The organism is Hoskinsella mucinilytica, from assembly GCF_045223415.1.
In the GTDB taxonomy this organism is placed as follows: Bacteria; Bacillota_I; Bacilli_A; order Erysipelotrichales; family Erysipelotrichaceae; genus Hoskinsella; species Hoskinsella mucinilytica.
Genome location: NZ_JBEQZJ010000029.1, coordinates 33,037 through 52,126, shown reverse-complemented (window position 1 = coordinate 52,126; position 19,090 = coordinate 33,037). Strand labels below are relative to the sequence as shown.

General features: G+C 36.9%; 19 protein-coding genes, 1 tRNA gene and 1 other annotated feature. Of the genes, 1 reads left to right on the top strand and 19 read right to left on the bottom strand.

Going from position 1 to position 19,090, the window contains the following annotated elements; all coding sequences use genetic code 11:
- Window positions 1-168 precede the first annotated feature (168 nt).
- The 10 genes from UGRO018_RS11660 to UGRO018_RS11615 form a co-directional block, all read right to left on the bottom strand.
- Entirely contained in the window at window positions 169-1,560 is a 1,392-nt protein-coding gene (locus UGRO018_RS11660) for an MATE family efflux transporter (RefSeq protein WP_416326661.1), read from the bottom strand.
- Window positions 1,544-2,005, bottom strand: a complete 462-nt coding sequence (locus tag UGRO018_RS11655) for a MarR family winged helix-turn-helix transcriptional regulator (RefSeq protein ID WP_416326660.1) — start codon at window positions 2,003-2,005, stop codon at window positions 1,544-1,546. Before UGRO018_RS11655 ends, UGRO018_RS11660 begins: the two co-directional genes overlap by 17 nt.
- Window positions 2,006-2,210: 205 nt before the next feature.
- Window positions 2,211-3,191: a D-isomer specific 2-hydroxyacid dehydrogenase family protein gene (locus UGRO018_RS11650; RefSeq protein WP_416326659.1), complete on the bottom strand. Its 981-nt coding sequence runs from the start codon at window positions 3,189-3,191 to the stop codon at window positions 2,211-2,213.
- A gap of 101 nt (window positions 3,192-3,292) precedes the next feature.
- Window positions 3,293-3,379, bottom strand: a tRNA-Leu gene (locus UGRO018_RS11645).
- A 79-nt stretch (window positions 3,380-3,458) separates the two neighbouring features.
- Window positions 3,459-4,835, bottom strand: coding sequence for a sodium-dependent transporter (locus UGRO018_RS11640; protein ID WP_416326658.1), 1,377 nt, complete (start codon window positions 4,833-4,835; stop codon window positions 3,459-3,461).
- 65 nt (window positions 4,836-4,900) lie between these two features.
- Complete coding sequence (locus tag UGRO018_RS11635; protein WP_416326657.1) at window positions 4,901-5,593, bottom strand: transglycosylase domain-containing protein; 693 nt, start codon at window positions 5,591-5,593, stop codon at window positions 4,901-4,903.
- 138 nt (window positions 5,594-5,731) lie between these two features.
- Window positions 5,732-5,926, bottom strand: a complete 195-nt coding sequence (locus UGRO018_RS11630) for a YneF family protein (protein ID WP_416326663.1) — start codon at window positions 5,924-5,926, stop codon at window positions 5,732-5,734.
- Between the two features lie 91 nt (window positions 5,927-6,017).
- Window positions 6,018-6,347 (bottom strand): hypothetical protein, encoded by a 330-nt coding sequence (locus tag UGRO018_RS11625; protein ID WP_416326656.1) that lies wholly within the window; start codon window positions 6,345-6,347, stop codon window positions 6,018-6,020.
- A gap of 79 nt (window positions 6,348-6,426) precedes the next feature.
- Window positions 6,427-7,878 (bottom strand): 4Fe-4S dicluster domain-containing protein, encoded by a 1,452-nt coding sequence (locus UGRO018_RS11620; protein WP_416326655.1) that lies wholly within the window; start codon window positions 7,876-7,878, stop codon window positions 6,427-6,429.
- 88 nt (window positions 7,879-7,966) lie between these two features.
- A complete protein-coding gene (locus UGRO018_RS11615; RefSeq protein ID WP_416326654.1) occupies window positions 7,967-8,848 on the bottom strand; it encodes a DMT family transporter in 882 nt (293 codons plus the stop codon).
- A 178-nt stretch (window positions 8,849-9,026) separates the two neighbouring features.
- On the opposite strand from UGRO018_RS11615, the gene UGRO018_RS11610 reads away from it, so the two are divergent.
- Window positions 9,027-9,602 (top strand): xanthine phosphoribosyltransferase, encoded by a 576-nt coding sequence (locus UGRO018_RS11610; RefSeq protein WP_416326653.1) that lies wholly within the window; start codon window positions 9,027-9,029, stop codon window positions 9,600-9,602.
- Window positions 9,603-9,622: 20 nt separating this feature from the next.
- On the opposite strand, the gene UGRO018_RS11605 is transcribed toward UGRO018_RS11610, so the two are convergent.
- The 9 genes from UGRO018_RS11605 to UGRO018_RS11565 all read right to left on the bottom strand — a co-directional run bounded on the left by UGRO018_RS11605 (window position 9,623) and on the right by UGRO018_RS11565 (window position 18,717).
- On the bottom strand, window positions 9,623-10,240 hold the full coding sequence (locus UGRO018_RS11605) for a transporter accessory protein (RefSeq protein ID WP_416326652.1): 618 nt from the start codon (window positions 10,238-10,240) through the stop codon (window positions 9,623-9,625).
- Window positions 10,241-10,359: 119 nt separating this feature from the next.
- Window positions 10,360-11,268, bottom strand: a complete 909-nt coding sequence (gene argF, locus UGRO018_RS11600) for an ornithine carbamoyltransferase (RefSeq protein WP_416326651.1) — start codon at window positions 11,266-11,268, stop codon at window positions 10,360-10,362.
- A 52-nt stretch (window positions 11,269-11,320) separates the two neighbouring features.
- Complete coding sequence (locus UGRO018_RS11595) at window positions 11,321-12,490, bottom strand: aspartate aminotransferase family protein (protein ID WP_416326650.1); 1,170 nt, start codon at window positions 12,488-12,490, stop codon at window positions 11,321-11,323.
- A gap of 3 nt (window positions 12,491-12,493) precedes the next feature.
- On the bottom strand, window positions 12,494-13,360 hold the full coding sequence (gene argB, locus UGRO018_RS11590; protein ID WP_416326649.1) for an acetylglutamate kinase: 867 nt from the start codon (window positions 13,358-13,360) through the stop codon (window positions 12,494-12,496).
- Between the two features lie 18 nt (window positions 13,361-13,378).
- A complete protein-coding gene (gene argJ, locus UGRO018_RS11585) occupies window positions 13,379-14,596 on the bottom strand; it encodes a bifunctional ornithine acetyltransferase/N-acetylglutamate synthase (protein WP_416326648.1) in 1,218 nt (405 codons plus the stop codon).
- 15 nt (window positions 14,597-14,611) lie between these two features.
- The gene (argC, locus tag UGRO018_RS11580) at window positions 14,612-15,652 is read right to left on the bottom strand and encodes an N-acetyl-gamma-glutamyl-phosphate reductase (RefSeq protein WP_416326647.1); all 1,041 of its coding nucleotides are present in this window, start codon (window positions 15,650-15,652) and stop codon (window positions 14,612-14,614) included.
- 4 nt (window positions 15,653-15,656) lie between these two features.
- The gene (gene argH, locus UGRO018_RS11575; protein ID WP_416326646.1) at window positions 15,657-17,030 is read right to left on the bottom strand and encodes an argininosuccinate lyase; all 1,374 of its coding nucleotides are present in this window, start codon (window positions 17,028-17,030) and stop codon (window positions 15,657-15,659) included.
- 15 nt (window positions 17,031-17,045) lie between these two features.
- Window positions 17,046-17,486 (bottom strand): GNAT family N-acetyltransferase, encoded by a 441-nt coding sequence (locus tag UGRO018_RS11570; RefSeq protein ID WP_416326645.1) that lies wholly within the window; start codon window positions 17,484-17,486, stop codon window positions 17,046-17,048.
- A gap of 10 nt (window positions 17,487-17,496) precedes the next feature.
- Complete coding sequence (locus UGRO018_RS11565; RefSeq protein ID WP_416326644.1) at window positions 17,497-18,717, bottom strand: argininosuccinate synthase; 1,221 nt, start codon at window positions 18,715-18,717, stop codon at window positions 17,497-17,499.
- A gap of 79 nt (window positions 18,718-18,796) precedes the next feature.
- Window positions 18,797-19,019: a binding site (T-box leader), on the bottom strand.
- Between the last annotated feature and the right edge of the window lie 71 nt (window positions 19,020-19,090).

Genomic DNA, 19,090 nt, shown 5'->3' with positions numbered 1-19,090 from the left:
ATTTCTCTTGCGCCTCGTTCAGCGCTCGTATATAATACCAAACATACTTCTTCCTGTCAACGCTTTTTTAAATTTTTTTTATTTTTTTACCATACGTTTCTTACAAATACAAAAAAAGCGCAGAATACAGCTTAGGAACGGCTTTTTCTGCGCAACCTTAATAGTTTACTAATTGCTTTGTTCTATTACATCTTTTTTACGATACATTTTCTTCATTAATTTTTTAAATTCAAGAATAAACAGTGTCACAGTAGTGCATACCGCAAGAATATCGGCAATTGGTTCTGCAAGAAAAACTGCAAACACTTTATCTTCGATGAACATAGGCAATATGTAAATCAAAGGAATCAAAACGATAATTTTACGAAACATCGCCAAAAACGCTGAAGTTTTTGCATTACCTAAGGCAATAAAGGTTTGTTGACATGCAATTTGTGCCCCAAATAGCAAACAGCCTCCCATATATACTCTCAATGCCCACATCGTGATTTCTTCTAATGCCGGATCATTAGTGAAAATTGCAATAAACATTTGTGGCACAAATTCTGCCAAAGCCCAAAGAATAGCAGAATATGCTAAACAACAACACAATAATAACTTAAATGCCTTTTTTACACGTAGCGGATCATTGGCACCATAGTTATAACTGATGATTGGTTGCCCTCCTTGTGTAAAGCCTTGTAATGGAAGCATCGCAAATTGCATTACACTTGATAAAATGGTCATAGCTCCTACAGCAAGATCGCCTCCATAATTCAACAAAGAGGAATTGAAGCATAATACGAGTAAACTTTCTGTTGCCTGCATAATAAAGGGAGCTATGCCTAGCGCCATAGACGGTAATAAAATTGATGTATCGATTTTGAAATTTTCTTTTTTCAATCGAATCATTGTTTGCTTTCCAGTTAAAAACTTCAACACCCAAATAGCACTAACTGCTTGTGAAAGCACCGTAGCAAGCGCCGCACCTTGGACCCCCATATCTAACATAAAAATTAAAATAGGGTCTAAAATAATATTTGTAATGGCACCTATAACAACCGTCATCATACTAATCTTAGAAAACCCTTGTGCTGATACAAACGCATTCATCCCCAAAGTCAGCTGAACAAACAATGTACCGATTGCATAGATGAATAAATAGCGTTCTGCAAACGGCAATGTATTTTCACTTGCCCCAAACATCATCAACAATGGTTGTTGAAATACAAGCACTACTACAGTCAATACAATAGCGGTAATGACCAAGGCACTAAAACAGTTCCCTAATATTTTTTCTGCACCTTTATTATCTTTTTGTCCCATCATAATACTCGCTCTCGGTGCACCACCCATACTGACCAATGCCGCAAACGCTGATACGATCATGATAATAGGAAAACAAACCCCTACACCGGTAAGTGCAGTTGCACCGACATCTGCAATATGTCCTATGTACATTCTATCAACCATATTATATAGCGCATTGACAACTTGAGAAGCGATTGCTGGCACTGCAAGCATAAACAAAAGCTTTCCTATCGGTTCCTTTCCTAAATCTACCTCATTTGACATTTTCATTTTTCATTTCTCCTCTCACTACCATATCAATATTTAGATTGATTTTTTTCATTATCTTTTCAATCAACTCTAATTCATCATCACTCACATCTTTCATGACATATTCTGTAAAGCTATCACGACATTGTTTGATTTCCATTATGATTGGATACGCCTGTTCAGTAATGGTCAATCTTTGCATACGGCGATCTTTCTGATCTTCTTCCATATGAAGTAAACCCCTTTGTAACAGAGTTTCTACACTTCGACACACAAGACTTTTAGAAACACCTAAACAAACCTTCAAATCTTTGCTTGTATTGATAGAAGGATTGTTGAATAAAAAAATCAAAATATCAATTTCACTTGGCGAAAAATTCTCATTTTTAAATGAATGACACAAATATTTAGCATATGCTCTACGTATGGATGCATATTGCTTCAACATCCCCTCCACATTCATCATCTTCATCACCCTTTCAATTAGTTTACTTGTGAACCTTTTTTAGTGTAACATAGCGTTTGTATGAAATCAACAAGAAAAAAAGGAGACTTTGATTTTTACCTTTTATTTGTAGTTATAAAAAATCAATTTAATTAACCTATCGGATTGTTTGGTGATATTCATTTTCTTAAAAAAAAGATTGCATATTTCACAATCTCTTACATAATCAAATAATTCTCCAAGGGTCAGTTTCACCCTTCATGAAAGCAACACAGCTTTCCATAGAGTGATATACCATATCTTTATTACTATCATCTGTTAAAAATGCCATATGTGGAGAAAGGATAACATTTGGAAATGCATTCAAAATCGCCATATTTCTTTGTGGTAAAACTGTCGCTTTTTTATCGTTGTAATATATTCCAGTTTCTCCTTCTACAACATCGAGTGCTGCACCTGCTACCTTACCTGTTTCAATTGCATCTATCAAAGCTTCATTATCTATCAAAGATCCTCTTGAGGTATTGATGATCAACACACCATCTTTCATTTTATTTATTGCAGTACGATCGATCATATGCCAATTTTCTTTTGTCAGCGGGAGATGAAGGGTTATGATATCACTTTCTTTATATAAAGTGTCCAAATCGACATAGGTCACCAAATCACTAATTTCTTCTTTGATATGACGATTATATGCTAGAATCTTACAATCGAATCCTACAATATGTCGGATAAGGGTTTGACCAATATTCCCTGTTCCGATAACACCAAGTGTTTTTCCTTTCAGATTTCGGCCTTGAACACCGTCAAATGAATAATCTTGCACTTCTGCACTTTTCATGATCAATTTCATTTTTCTCAATGACATTAATATAAGCATGATGGTATAATCCGCAACACTCTCTGGAGCATAAGTTGCATTACCGACATGCATACCGATTTGTTTCGACGCCTCCATATCGATATGGTCATAGCCAACCGTACGAGTCGATATGTATCGCACCCCTAACTGATAAAATCGTGCTATCAATTCCTTTGGCATAGGAGTAGATAGTATACTAATACATGAATACCCTTGTGCCAAGTGAGCATTCTCTAAAGTTGCTTTATCATAACAATAACCCAATTGCAAATCAAAGTCCTTTTGACATTGTTGAAAATAAGAAGCTTCTTCATTACGATAACCATAAACAAAAATTTTCATATAACTTCTTCTCCTTTGATGATAGTCATATCTTTATCATTTATCCAGTTTCAAATCACATTTACAAAAAAACATCGCAATATGCGATGTTCTAAGCAACTTGGTGCCCGAGGCCGGACTCGAACCGGCACAGTATCACTACCGACGGATTTTGAGTCCGTTGCGTCTACCAGTTTCACCACTCGGGCAAGTGCTTAGATATTATAACCAATCTTTTCAAAAAATACAATCCCTTTTTTAAATTTTTTTGATTTTTTTGCAAGAAATTTATGCACAAAGTTTTTCCCATAACCCAAACAGGAAAATAAAGAGAACAATTAAGGGTAAAATATAACTAACATATACCCTTGCTTTCTTAGGAAAACCAATCCCTGTTCCTTCGTTCGCTTCAGCCACAAACTTATTCCATCCCCATCCATACGTTCTAGTACAAAACAACAAGAACACGATAGATCCTAAAGGCATAATTACATTACTTACCATAAAATCTAACAAATCCAACATTGCGCTTCCCTCACTGAATGGTTGGAACCCAGCAAAGATACTAAATCCCAAAGCACAAGGTAAAGATCCTATGATAATAATGAAAAGATTTAAGACCACACTTTTTCTACGACTCCATTGAAACATATCTATACTAAAGGAAATGATATTTTCAAATACAGCGATGATTGTAGATAAAGCTGCAAAATTCATAAAGATAAAGAACAAAGAACCCCATAGCTGTCCATTGCTCATAGCATTAAATATATTTGGTAAAGTCACAAATACCAAACCAGGTCCACTTCCTGCATCCACGCCAAAAGACATACATGCTGGAAAAATGATCAATCCTGCCATCATCGCAACAAAGGTATCTAATACCATGATATTTACGGATTCACCGCTCAAAGAACGTTTCTTATCAATATAGCTTCCAAATATCGCCATTCCACCCATGCCGATACTGAGCGTAAAAAAAGCTTGTCCCATTGCAGTATAAATAGCATTAAAAACACCATTTTTTATAAATTGATCAAAGTCCGGAATCAAATAGAATTTAACACCTGCTATAGCTTTTGGAAGACTAAGCGACTTTAACACTAGTATGATCATAACGCCTAGTAAGATTGCCATCATAACTTTAGTTATTTTTTCTACACCGTTTTGTAGCCCTAGTACGCAAATAAAACAACCGATACAGACGATTACGATCATCCAACCTACGGATGCAACCGGATCCTTTTGTAGATTGACGAAAGTCTCATTGATCATCTGTGCATTCATTCCATTAAATTCCCCACTGGCCATTTTCACAAAATAAGCAAGCATCCAGCCTGATATAGTGGTATAAAACATAACAAGAAGATAATTACCAAGCATTGCAACATAAGAGAAAAGATGCCATTTTTGACCTTTTCTTTCTAGAACTTGAAAGCTTTTTGCGATACTTTGTCTACTAGCCCTACCTACCGAAAACTCCATAACCATAATCGGCAGACCCAAGATAATCAGAAAAAACAAATATACTAGAACAAAAGCGCCTCCTCCATATTTACCTGCAACATAAGGAAAGCGCCATATATTCCCTAATCCAATTGCGCATCCAGCCGATAAAAAGATAAAGCCAATGCGTGATGATAGTTTTTCTCTTTTTTGTTCCATAACTTCTCCTTTACAAACATGCAGTTATTATTGTAAAAGAAGCCGAATGGGAAGTCAAACAAAACTTATTCTTGAATGATCTTCAACATTTCATCATTTGAAATATGTTGGTCACGAACCATTGCCTGCAACACTTGCTTTTGTCGGATCCTTGCAGCATCTTCATGATTACTTAGCTGATAATTACTTGGTGATTGTGGCAATCCCGCTAACAACGTAGCTTCATCAACATCAAGATCCTTTGGTGCTTTGTGAAAGTAGCCCATGCTTGCTTCGTAAATCCCCATATGATTATCCCCGTAATTGATCACATTTACATATAGTTCCAAAATTTCTTGTTTGGAAAGTTCCTTTTCTAAATCATAAGCAAGGAAGATTTCACTCATTTTACGAATATAAGACGGTTGATAATCAAAATAGAGATTTTTTCCCAATTGTTGGGTAATCGTAGAACCTCCTCCTACAATACCTTTGGCAAAGAGATTATCCACCAACGCTCTTCCTAAGGAACGATAATCTACACCATTATGTTCATAGAAACGTCGATCCTCTATGGAAACCGTTGCTTGAAGTAAGGAGGGAGCAATATCCTCTATTTTTACATAATGCTTCTGTCCTCTGATTTCAGCTATTTTTTCTTCAATTGGAGCATCAGATACTGCTTTTCGATAATTGACATAGCCTACGCCTACAAACAGAATACTTAAACTAATCAATGCAATGATAAAGAAAATTAAAATTCTTTTTATGAATTTCATATGTTATCACCAATCCTTGCAACCATTATATCATATATTTTTTCATTCCCTGTAAACTTACACAACTGTTATCCTCTCTTTTGTATTCTTACATTATTGCAAGAAAAAAAAGAAAACACGAAGTTTCTCGTGTCTTTTTTATCTGTTTGAATTTACAGATTTCATTATCTGTTTAATCTGGGCCTCACTTGGTTTTCTACCCATCTGCAAGAACATCGCGCGAATCATCTTTTCGTTGATTGGCGGGTTCTCTTTTAGTTCCTTTTCGAATTTCTTTCTAGTGAAATAGAATCCAAGGAATCCACCCACAACCAATCCTAATGCCACATACATAATGGAAGTTAAAAAATTCATCTTCTGACTCCTCCTAACGCTGTATCCATTTTACTATTTTTATCCTTAATTTACAATACTTTTTGCTCATTTATTTGACAACTTCCATAATATAACAAGGATATATCCTTTTTAACAGTTCCAAAAAAGGGTTCTTTAGGCAGTCCATTTGTACAATTCCATCTTGAATATCAATACTACAAGCTTCTACACCCTCTGCATCCATTATCAATTTTCCTTGTTCTTCATAAATCGGAGCATCAAAAAAAGACAAAGCACTCTCTCTTACCGTTTTGATTTCTATTGTTTGAAGAATATAGTCTTTTTGTTGATCTTGCATCAACATGACATCTCTTAATACATCGCTATGTTGACGCATCGTATGAGCAAAGCCGGGATGGATTGCATAAAATATCATCATGTTATCACCTGAGGTTATCATACGTGATAAAGGATTCATAATCTGTCGAAAAAGGAAGGTATTTTTACCTTCCCTTATGTTATCTATGCAAATCAATATCTGTAAAGTCAAATGTTTCTAAAGTAGATGCAATTGTCTTATCTTTTAAGACCACATTTTCTTTCGCCATTCTTGATTTTGCTTTTGGTGCGCTTTCAATTGTTGCAGGACCACAAATACATCCTCCGGCACAAGCCATACCTTCTAAGATATCTGCATTAAAACGATTTACCTTCATCATTAATAATGCTTTTTTACATTCAAGGCTACCATCTGCATATTGTGCCACTAAAGTTTCCTCATCACCACATTCTCCAGCAGCTTGAGCAACCGCCTTACTAACGCCTCCTCCAATAGAAAAGTTTCTAGCATAACAGCTTGCGGTATCTTCACTTCTAGGTGTAACATTTTCTACAGAGATATTTTTAGATACAAACATTGCGCCCAATTCTTCAAATGTCAAACAATAATCCACTTCTGAATCTAAGGTTTCTTGCTTTTTAGCAACACATGGCCCAATAAATACCACTTTAGCATCAGGATGATGATGTTTTAGATATCTAGTAATCGCCACCATAGGACTTACCATGTGTGAAACATTGGTTTCGTATACCGTTGGGAAGTGCTGTTTTGCCATATTGACAAACGCAGGACAACAAGATGTTGTGATCTTTTTCCCTTCTTTTTTATGTGCAATCGCATCTTGTTTTTCATACCATGCAACTGCATCTGCCCCGATTGCAGCTTCATATACTTCTTCAAATCCTAATTGACGAATGCTTTCCATGATTTGTGGTAACGTTGCTTCATCGAATTGCCCTTGAATTGCTGGCGCAAAGACTGCATACATTTTTGTTCCCTTATTTAATTCATCGATTACCGGCACCATCCAGCTAATGTCTTCAATTGCTCCGAATGGACATTTTGCTTGACACGCACCACAATTGATACATTTTTCCTCATCAATCAACGCATAGTTATTTTCATCCATACTGATTGCATCAACCGGGCAGCTCTTCATACATGGACGCTGTGTTTCTACGATAGCATTAAATGGACATGCATTCTTACATGCACCACATTCCTTACATTTATCATAATCAATAAATGCCTGATCATTACCCATCTTGATAGCATCAAATTTACATGCTGATAAACACGCCTTTGCCATACATTTACGACAGTTATCCGTTACTTGAATCTTATGAATGCTACATCCATCACATGCCGCATCCAATACACGAACGATTTGACGTTCGTTATTGTGTTGCGTAGGTACTGGTGGCTTGCCCATTGCCATTCGAGTACGTTCACGAATAATTTCCTTTTCCTTATAAATACAGCAACGGAAATCTGCACGCTTCCCTGGAATCAGAAGATTGGCAACTTCATCGCATACATCTTCATTTAATTTCCCTTCAAATGCACGTTTGCTGACCTCTTTTAAAACATCGAATTTAAATTGTCTAGCTTCGTGATCAAATAATGACATAAGTTCCTCCTCTTAACACACAACCACTTGTGTTTTTTTTAACAAGTAGATTATAACATAGAAAATTCTACAAAAAAAGCAACATCAATCAATTTGTTGCTTTTTTATAGTTTTCTTTTTTCTTTGGCTTATATTCGATATAAATGACACTACCAAATATGAAGATTGCGCCAAATATCATTTGGATAGATAAAACCTCATGGAATATCAAAAAGGAAAAAACAGATGCAAACAATGCTTCCATAGATAAAATCAAGCTTGCTGTATTGGCACTCGTAAATTTTTGAGCATATGTTTGAATCAGATAAGCAAGCAATGTTGACACAAAAATCAGATAAGATACATTTCCAATTGCACTAGCATTCCATTGTGTTGGTGGTGTTTCAAAAAGTAAAGCGCATATTGTTGATAACACACCAGCTGTCACCATTTGCAAAGCTGTCATGCAGATTGCATCCATATGTGCACTATAACGTTCTAATGCAATGATATGAAGCGCAAAAAACAAGGCACAAATGATTGAGAGCGCATCTCCTACGGTAAGATAAAACGCATCTTTTTTCAAAGTGAGTAGTGCAATTCCAATAATACATAACAGCGAAGCAATGACTTCTTTTCGATTTGGTCTTCGTTTCAAAAGCATCCAAAGTAAATAAGGCACAAATACAACATTGGTCGCAGTTAGAAATGCATTCTTACTTGGTGTAGAATATTGCAATCCAAAGGTTTGAAAAGCAAACGCCAAAAACAAAAACACTCCGGCAATGATACCATGTTTGATATCAACTCTTTCTAATTTTCTTAATTTTCGATAACATACGATCAAAGGCAATATACTGGCACCAACAAAGCGAATCATCATCACATAAAATGGCGTCATACTATCTAAAGCTCCGGAAGTCGCTATAAAACCGCCACCCCATATTACCGTCACGCATACAAGCATGAGATTTGCATATATCTTTTTCATCCCTTAAAACACCTCGCATGGTGTTAATCATACCGAATCTTTCGTTTTTTTTCAAGACAACAATGTCAATCATTGTAAAATATTACCTATTTTTTAGGTTACAGCTAAGTTTCTACTTGCCGTTGTTCAAAAGTATGGTAAAATAAACGGGTTAAATATGAAGTATGAGGTGAACAAAATGAAAGAGTTAGAGCTTTACATACAAGAGCATGGAGAAGCCATCGGTACTGAAATTTTAAAGGTGGATTCTTTTTTAAATCATCAAATCGATTGTGCCTTTATGATGGATCTGGCACAAGATCTAAAGCATCATTTCAGTAATCATTCGATTGATAAGATTGCGACCATCGAAACCAGTGGTATCGCACCATCCGTGTTTCTAGGATATCTATTACAGGTTCCTGTCGTCTATTTCAAAAAAAGTACTAGCAAAATTTTAAAAGATGAGTTATATCAGACAAAGATCCATTCTTTCACAAAGGATATCGATTATCAGATCAGTGTTGCGAAAAAATATTTATGCAAGGGAGATCAGGTACTGCTTATTGATGATTTCATGGCTAATGGTGAAGCTTGTCTTGGTGCTATCAATCTGATCGAACAGGCCCAAGCACAAGTTGCCGGGATCGGAATCGTCATAGAGAAAGCTTTTCAAAATGGGAGAGCAAAAGTGGAAGCGCTTGGATATGAGGTCTATGCTCAAGCAAGAATCAAATCACTACATGATGGAATCATTGAATTTGTTGAATCATAATAAAACAAGGATGTTCATAATCATCCTTGTTTTTTCATTTCATTTAGCATTTCCATATAGATTTTATGTAACGCTTCTTTTTCTTCATCTTTCATCGTTCTTTCATGCGCATCATGTCCATCTACTGTTCCTACATGTCCGCTGATTGCTTTGCCATCTTTTACGACCAATACAAAGGGAACAAATAGCTGAGGTTCTCCATCATCATTCTTTTCCAAATACGCAGATGTTAGAGAGATTAATTTTTGCTTTTGTTCTTCTGTATAGATCAATTCTTTTTGATCATCTCTGGTTCTAACATAAGCTACATAAACATCGTTCTCTTTTGCAACCTCATTCAATACGGGAAGCGCCTCTATACACCATGGACAAGAAGGATAGCCTAGGTAAAAAATACCACTTTTCTTTTGATCAAAGGTAGCCAAAAGATGTTCCATATCGCTTTCTTCAAACCTACTGTCTTTGCTATCAAAACCTTCATATGCACTCATATCAGCTTCTTTTCCAAAACTGCAAGTACTGGTATCGTCATCACAATAGGATTGTGATGTCTGATTTGACTCTGTTTTTTTATTATCTTTTGCTGTAGTGCAACCACATAATACAATCAAAAGGATGCATAACCATATTTTTTTCATTTCGCCACCTGCTTTCTTTTTCATTTTACAGGGTTACCATCATATTGTCCATATAAAAATGTCTGGAATAACTTGGTTGATTCTTTTTATCAGATGAAACAGGAAAAAGGTGAGTAAACTTACTCACCAAGTAAACGTACTAACACAGCTTTTTGAGCATGAAGACGATTTTCTGCTTCATCAAAAATTTCGTCTGCATGTGCCTCAAATACCTTTTCTGTTATTTCTTCTTCACGATGAGCCGGTAAACAATGTTGTACCATTGCATCTGGCTTTGCGACAGCCATGAGCGCATCATTGATCTGATATTTTCCTGCGAAGATCTGTTTTCTTGTATCAGCTTCTCCTTCTTCTCCCATACTAGCCCATACATCAGTCACAAGAACATCCGCATCTTTTGCGGCTTCTAAAATATCTTGCGTTAGTGTAAATCTTCCTGTTTCCATTGCACGATGTACGATACCACTATCTGGAAGATATTCTAAAGGACATGCTGCAGCTACTTCCATACCTGCTAATAGACCACCATTGATCAAAGAATTGGCCATATTATTTCCGGCACCAATGAAGCATAACTTTAATCCTTCTAATGTTCCTTTATGTTCACGAATCGTCATTAAATCCGCTAAAACTTGGCATGGATGAACATAATCTGTTAATCCATTGATGATCGGAATGCTTCCATATTCTGCAAGTTCTTCCAAATCACTTTGTTTGTACGTACGAATCATGATACCATCTAAATATCGGCTTAAAACACGTGCAGTATCTTTGATTGGTTCTCCTCTACCTAATTGCATATCATTAGCATTTAGATAAATACCTTGACCACCTAATTGTTTCATGCCGACTTCAAAAGAAACACGAGTTCTTGTAGAGGATTTTGTGAAGATCATACCTAATGTTTTATGTCTTAAGTATGGTGTAAAGATACCTTTTTTTACTTCTTTTTTCAAATTATCAGCTAGATCCAACAAATCATATAATTCTTCCTTCGTAAGATCTGCTAGCGTTAATAAATGTTTCATCGTCTGCCTCCTTTTGTTGTTATCACAATCATATCATATTTTCTTGATGTCATCACCATTTTGTTAAAACATCCTCAAGAATATCCATAGCTTCCTTCAATTGTTCCATATCAATAATTAATGGTGGTAACATTCTCAGTTTATCCTTTGCAGTTAGTAACAGCAATCCTTCATCCATACATTTTAATAAAACATCTTTTGCCGAAATACCATCTAATGCTACACCGATCATCAAACCCATCCCATTGATTTGAACCACATGTGGCATCGCTTGTAACCGTTGCTTGATATAGGTGCCTTTTGCTTGAATTTCTTCAAAGAATGCTTCATTCATATGAGATAATACCACCTGTGCTCCGGCACATGCTACAGGATTACCGCCAAATGTCGTACCATGATCTCCTGGTCCAAAGACATCCTTTACTTTGTCACCTAACAAAACGCCTCCGATCGGAAGACCATTCCCCAACCCTTTGGCTGTAGTAATGATATCTGGTTGGATTCCATATTGCTGGTATGCATACAATGAACCAGTTCTTCCCACACCTGTTTGAACTTCATCAATGATCAAAAGAACATCCTTTTCTTTACACAGTGTTTCTACTTTCTTTACATATTCTTGTTCTAGTGGAAGCACACCACCTTCTCCCTGGATCAGCTCCATCATGACTGCACACGTTTGATCGTTCATTTTCACCTTCATATCTTCAATGTCATTGGCAATAGCATAAACAAAACCCGGTGTAAACGGATCAAAATGCTGATGAAAATGATCTTGTCCGGTTGCGGCTAAAGTTGTGATCGTTCTTCCATGAAAAGAATTGACCAAGGTGATGATTTCATGACGCTTTGCATCATACTTATCACTTGCGTATTTTCTTGCGACCTTGATAGCTCCTTCATTAGCTTCAGCTCCGCTATTTGAAAAGATCATATTCGCAAATCCTGTTTTTTCACATAGAAATTTTGCAACATCACTATCAGGTTTAGAGTAGTACAGATTAGAAACATGTTGAAGTGTCTGCACTTGATGACAAACAGCATCTGCCCATTCTTCATTGGCATATCCTAAAGAATTGACTCCGATTCCTGCTGTCAGATCAATATATCTTTTTTCGTTTTCATCATATACAACAGCACCGGACCCATGAGATAATACCACATCAAATCGTGCATAGGTTGGCGCAATATACTTTAAATCATTTTCTTTTACCTGACTCATTACTTAGCCTTCTTTCTTTTCAAACATAGTACCAATTCCCTCTTCTGAAAGAATTTCGATCAATAGTGAATGTGGCACTCTACCATCAATGATGACCGCCTTTTTCACTGATTGATTGATGGCTGTTTCACAACATTCCACCTTTGGAATCATACCACCACTGATAATTCCAGCATCTTTTAAATAATGAATGTCTTCAATAAATATTTTCGGTATCAATGAATGTTCGTTTTTCGGATCACGTAACACCCCCGGAATATCGCTTACCAAAATCATATTTTCTGCATTTAGACATCCTGCAACACTAGCAGCTGCTGTATCCGCATTGATATTATAGGCATGTCCTAAGCTATCACAGCCTACGCTTGCGACGACCGGAATATAACCTTTTTCTATCATATCCAAGATCAATGTTGGATTTACTCCTGTAATAGCACCCACATAACCTAAATCATCTCCAGGCAATTTTTTTGCTGTGATGACACCTGCATCCATACCGCAGATTCCTACAGCTTTGGCTCCTTTTTGATTGATCAAAGACACAAGATCCTTATTGGTTTTTCCTGCAAGTACCATTTGAACGATATCCATTGTTTCATCGTCTGTATAACGAAGTCCATTGACAAATTTGGATTCTTTGCCAACCTTTTGTAACATGCGATTGATTTCAGGACCACCACCATGCACAAGCACTACATGAATACCGATTTCAGAAAGCAAGACGATATCAGTGATAACATTTTGCTTTAATTCTTCATTTTTCATGGCATTCCCGCCATATTTCACAACAACGATCTTACCATTATATTTTTGGATGAACGGAAGTGCCTTACTAAGAATTTCCGCTTTTTGTACTGCATCTGTTATCATATAATCCCTCTTTCATGTTTATGTTCGATAATCCCCATTGATTTTTACATAATCGTAAGTCAAGTCACAGCCCCAAGCAGTTGCTTCTGCTTCACCTTGATGCATCATGATCAAAATATCAATTTCATCCTCACTTAAGATGACTTCTGCTTTTTCCTCATCGAAGCCACATCCACTTCCGTTCATACATACAGGAAGGCTTCCTTGATTGCTTTTTAATGTTACATCTATTTTGGTTACATCAAAGTCGGCGTCTGTATATCCAATTGCACATAAGATCCTACCCCAATTGGCATCTTTGCCAAACATCGCTGCCTTAAACAATGAGCTGGTTATGACACTTTTTGCGATTGCCTTTGCTGTTTGTTCATCCGGCGCTGAGCTGACAATGCATGTCAATAGTTTGGTAGCTCCTTCACCATCTTTAGCGATCTGTCTACTGATATCCACGCAAATATCCATCAAAGCCGCTTTAAACACTTCATAATCCTCATTTTTTTCTGTAATGATCTGATTACCTGCCAAACCATTTGCCATCATACATAGCATATCATTGGTTGAGGTATCTCCATCAACGCTGACCATATTAAAGGTATCGTTGACCACTTCATGAACCGCCTCATTCAATAATTCACTATCAATGGCAACATCACTGGTAAGAAAAGCCAACATGGTAGCCATATTAGGATGAATCATACCACTACCCTTTGCCATGCCTCCGATACGACATTCTTTTCCTTGTAACATAAAACTAATACAGAATTCCTTCTTAAAGGTATCGGTCGTCATGATGCCTTCACAAGCATCGCTTCCCTTTTGTGCACTGATTCCTTCACACAATTCTTTCATATGTGTTTCAAAAGGTTCCATGCTCATTGGCTCACCGATCACTCCGGTACTTGCAACAATGATATCTTCTTCCTTGATGCCAAGTTCTTTTGCACATAATGCACTCATTCCATTAGCAATTTCAATTCCATTGGCATTGCATGTATTGGCATTTCCACTATTACAAATCATCGCTTGTGCCAAACCATTTTTTAAATGTTCCTTGGTTACAAAAATCGGTGCACCTTTCACCTTGTTTTGTGTATAGGTTGCTGCTGCGGTTGCAACAACTTCACTATAAATCACGCTTAAATCTTTTTTTGTTTTATTTTTACGGATTCCACAATGAATTCCATTGGCCACAAAGCCTTTTGGATAACAAATTCCGTTGTTCATATATTGACTCATATCCTGCTTTCCTTCCTAGAACGATGGTGCGACCATGGTCAATCCCATACTTTCTTCTAAATCAAATAAAATATTCATATTTTGAATTGCTTGACCGGCAGCACCTTTTACCATATTATCGATACAACTTACAATGATCGCACATTGACATCGCTCATCAAAATGTACAGAAATATCACAGTAATTAGAATATTTTACATATTTCAGATCGGCTGTCTTTCCTAACGGAAGTACACGAACGAAAGGCTCTGCTTGATAAAATGCTACGTATTGCGCATGAAGCTGTTCCACTGTTTGTTGTTCTTTCAGCTTTACATACATTGTTGAAATGATACCACGATTGATTGGCAATAAATGCGGTGTAAAGCTCACTTTGGTATCTTGATTAGAAAGAATCGATAACGTTTGCTCAATTTCCGGTGTATGACGATGTGTTGCAATTTTATATGGAGCAAAGGATTCATTACATCTAGGAAAATGTGTGTTTTCACTCAAACTTTTCCCGGCTCCTGTCGTTCCGCTTTTCGAATCTATGATGATAGGTTCATTCTCAGCCAAATTTGCTTTCATAAGAGGCGCCAATCCTAACGCTATGCTTGTTGGATAACAACCTGGATTTCCAATGATCTTCTTCCCTTTGATTTCCTTACGAAACAACTCCGGTAAACCATATACACTTTCCTTATGAAGCTGTGGCTCTTGATAAGATAATTGATACCATGTTTGATAATCTTCTTCTTGTTTTAAGCGAAAATCAGCTCCTAAATCAATGAATCGTTTTTTAGCATCAAAGCATTTTCTAGCTAATGGTTCACTTAATCCATGTGGAAGTGAAGCAAAGACGACATCACTTTTTGCTATGACAGAATCTTCATCTGTAAATTCCATGTCAATTACTTGATAAAATCCCGGATATAAATCACTGATTTTTTTTCCTGTATACGATTTTGAGCTTATGCCACTAATTTCTACCATTGGATGGTTGAAAAGAAGACGGACAAGCTCTGCTCCCGCATAACCACTAGCCCCTATGATTCCTGCTTGTATTTTCTTCATCATATCATTCTCCCAACTGCTGTTTTACTTTCTGAATATGAGCTTTGACACTTTCAGGTGCAGGCCCGCCGATCACATTACGCATCATCACACAAGTTTCCAAACGAATCGCATCAAAGACATCGGCTTCAAATAATGAATCAACCGCTTGATATTCTTCCAAACTTAAAGTTTCTAAGGTTTTATCATGATCTTGGCAATAGCTGACCAAGGCTCCGATGGTGCGATAGGCATCACGAAATGGCATTCCCTTTTTCGTAAGATAATCGGCACAATCTGTTGCATTGATAAATCCTTTTCCGGCAGCATTTCGCATATGTTCTTTATTGACATTTGCAGTTTGTAGCATTGGTGTAAAGGTCGTAAGACATAAATTTACAGTATCAATGGCATCAAACAAGGCTTCTTTATCTTCTTGCATATCCTTATTATAAGCCAAAGGAAGACCCTTCATCATCGTCAATAATGTAGTCAGATCACCATAGACACGTCCTGTCTTTCCTCTGATCAATTCCGCTACATCAGGATTTTTTTTCTGAGGCATGATCGAACTACCGGTCGCAAAAGCATCATCCAATTCCATGAATTTATATTCCCAAGAACACCATAGAATGATTTCTTCACTGAATCTAGATAAATGCATCATGACCATAGACAAATCACTTGCGACTTCAATACAGAAATCTCGATCGCTCACACCATCCAAAGAATTCATGGAAACACGCTCAAAGCCCAATTCCTCACAAACCATTTCTCGATCGATCGGATATGTTGTCGTTGCCAAAGCACCACTGCCAAGCGGTAATACCAATGTACGCTTTTGTGATTCCTTCAAACGTTGTAAATCACGAAGAAACATTTCCGCATATGCCATCAAATGGTGTCCGAAGGTAATCGGTTGAGCTCTTTGTAAATGCGTATACCCAGGCATTATGGTCTCCGTATGTTCCTGAGCCTTATCACAAATCACATGAATCAACGCTTTTACATGTTCCATTACTTCCAATACTGCATCATTGGTATACATTCTTGTATCAAGTGCTACCTGATCATTACGAGAACGGGCTGTATGAAGTCTTTTCCCTGCATCATTGATTCGTTTTGTCAATTCTGTTTCCATAAACATATGGATATCTTCAGCCATTGGATCAATTTCTAAATGCCCCTGTTCAATATCCTGTTTGATAGATAAAAGACCTTGCTCGATTGCTTCACTGTCTTCCATAGGGATAATACCTTGTTTTCCTAACATATGCGCATGTGCAATGCTACCTTTGATATCCTGTGCATACATACGATGATCCACAGAAATACTTGAATTAAAATCATTTAGCCTTTGATCTGCTGCCTTTTTAAATCTTGCGTCCCATAAACTCATCCAGTTCTCCTCCTATTAAGTATCTATTCGTTTTAAAGAAACCAGTGCCAAATTACGATAATTCAGATCTTCTCGCACGTTAAATCCCAAGTTTTCCCAAAACGCATTTCCTATCTCATTTCTTTTAAATGCTACCAGTGCTACTTTACTGATACCTTCCTCTTTTAAAGCATACAGGGCATGTTCGACCAACGCCTTGCCAATGCCCTGTTTACGTTTCGATATTGCAACCGCAGTATGATGGATATAACCACGCCTTCCATCATGTCCACTTAAAATCACACCATAAATGCAATCATTCTCTTTAGCTACAAAGCATGTGGTAGGATTTCGTTTTAAATACGCTTGTATGCCTTCAAAAGAATCATCGATATCATTCAATCCCATACCAGGTGTCGATATCCATAGATCATAAACACCCTGATAATCGTTCATTTGCATTTGTGTAATTTCCATACAAATGCTCCTATTTCTTTTTGGCGTCCATCTGAGCCTTTACCTTAATAGGCAGACCATATAAGTTAATGAAACCTGCAGAATCATTTTGATCATAAGAATCATCTTCTCCAAAGCTGGCGATTTGTTCAGAATATAAAGTATAAGGGCTATTCATTCCTGCTGGGATGATATTTCCTTTATATAGTTTTAATTTCACTTCACCTGTAACCGTTTCACTTACTTTATCTACAAAAGCACTTAATGCCTCTCTTAATGGTGTAAACCATTGTCCATCATATAACAATTCACCGAATTTCTGTCCAACACCTTGTTTATAGTGTTGAGTCTGCTTATCCAAACAAATGGTTTCTAACATATCATGAGCTTTATATAAAATGGTTCCACCTGGTGTTTCATACACACCACGAGATTTCATACCAACCAATCTATTTTCTACCATATCAATGATACCGATTCCATTTGCGCCACCAATTTCATTTAGCTTTTTGATCATATCCTGACCACCTAGTTTTTCTCCATTCAATGCAACTGGGATTCCCTTTTCAAAGCTCAAAGTGATATAGGTAGGTGTATCAGGTGCTTTTTCAGGAGTAACACCCATTTCCAAAATCTCATCGTACATTGGCTCATTCATCGGATCTTCAAGATCCAATCCTTCATGACTTAAATGCCATAAGTTTTTATCTTTGGAATAACTTGTTTCTCTTTTGATTTTCAATGGAATGTTATGTGCTTGTGCATAATCGATTTCCTCATCTCTTGATTTGATGTCCCATTCACGCCATGGCGCAATGATTGGCATATCCGGAGCAAACGCCTTGATAGCTAGTTCAAAACGCACCTGATCATTCCCTTTACCGGTACATCCATGACAGATTGCATCTGCGCCTTCTTTTAATGCAATCTCAACCAATTTCTGTCCGATCAATGGTCTGGCAAATGCTGTTCCTAACAAATATACACCTTCATAAACGGCATTCGCTTTCATGCAAGGATAAATATAATCTTCTACAAAGGCATCCTTCAAATCTAATATATAGAGTTTGCTGGCTCCTGTTGCCAAAGCTTTTTCTTCTAAACCTTCTAATTCAGATTCCTGTCCAACATCTGCGGATACTGCGACGACCTCACAATTGTTGTAATTTTCCTTTAACCAAGGAATGATGATGGAAGTATCCAAACCCCCGGAATACGCTAATACTACTTTTTTGATGTTTTCTTTGTTCATGTCCCTTACCTCTTTCTTTTCATGTCTTCATCTTTCAGGTTTATGAGTGTAAAATACAAAAACGCCTCTGGATACTAAATCCAGAGACGCTAGTTTTCAATGACCTTACGCGGTACCACTCCAGTTATCCTATCAATTAGATAAGACCCCTTTTTCATAACGCTGAAACATGCGTCCTGTGATACTGTTTTCCCACAGGCTCTCCAGAGTGCGTTTCTTTCTTTCCTTCCCTTCAGGCTTTCACCAAACCCTGACTCGCTTTGCTTTCCGGATAGAAATACTCTCTCTTTCTTCGATTTGTACTTACATGATACTCCTTTGAAAATTACTTGTCAACACAAAATTACATTATTTTCAATATTTATGTAAATTA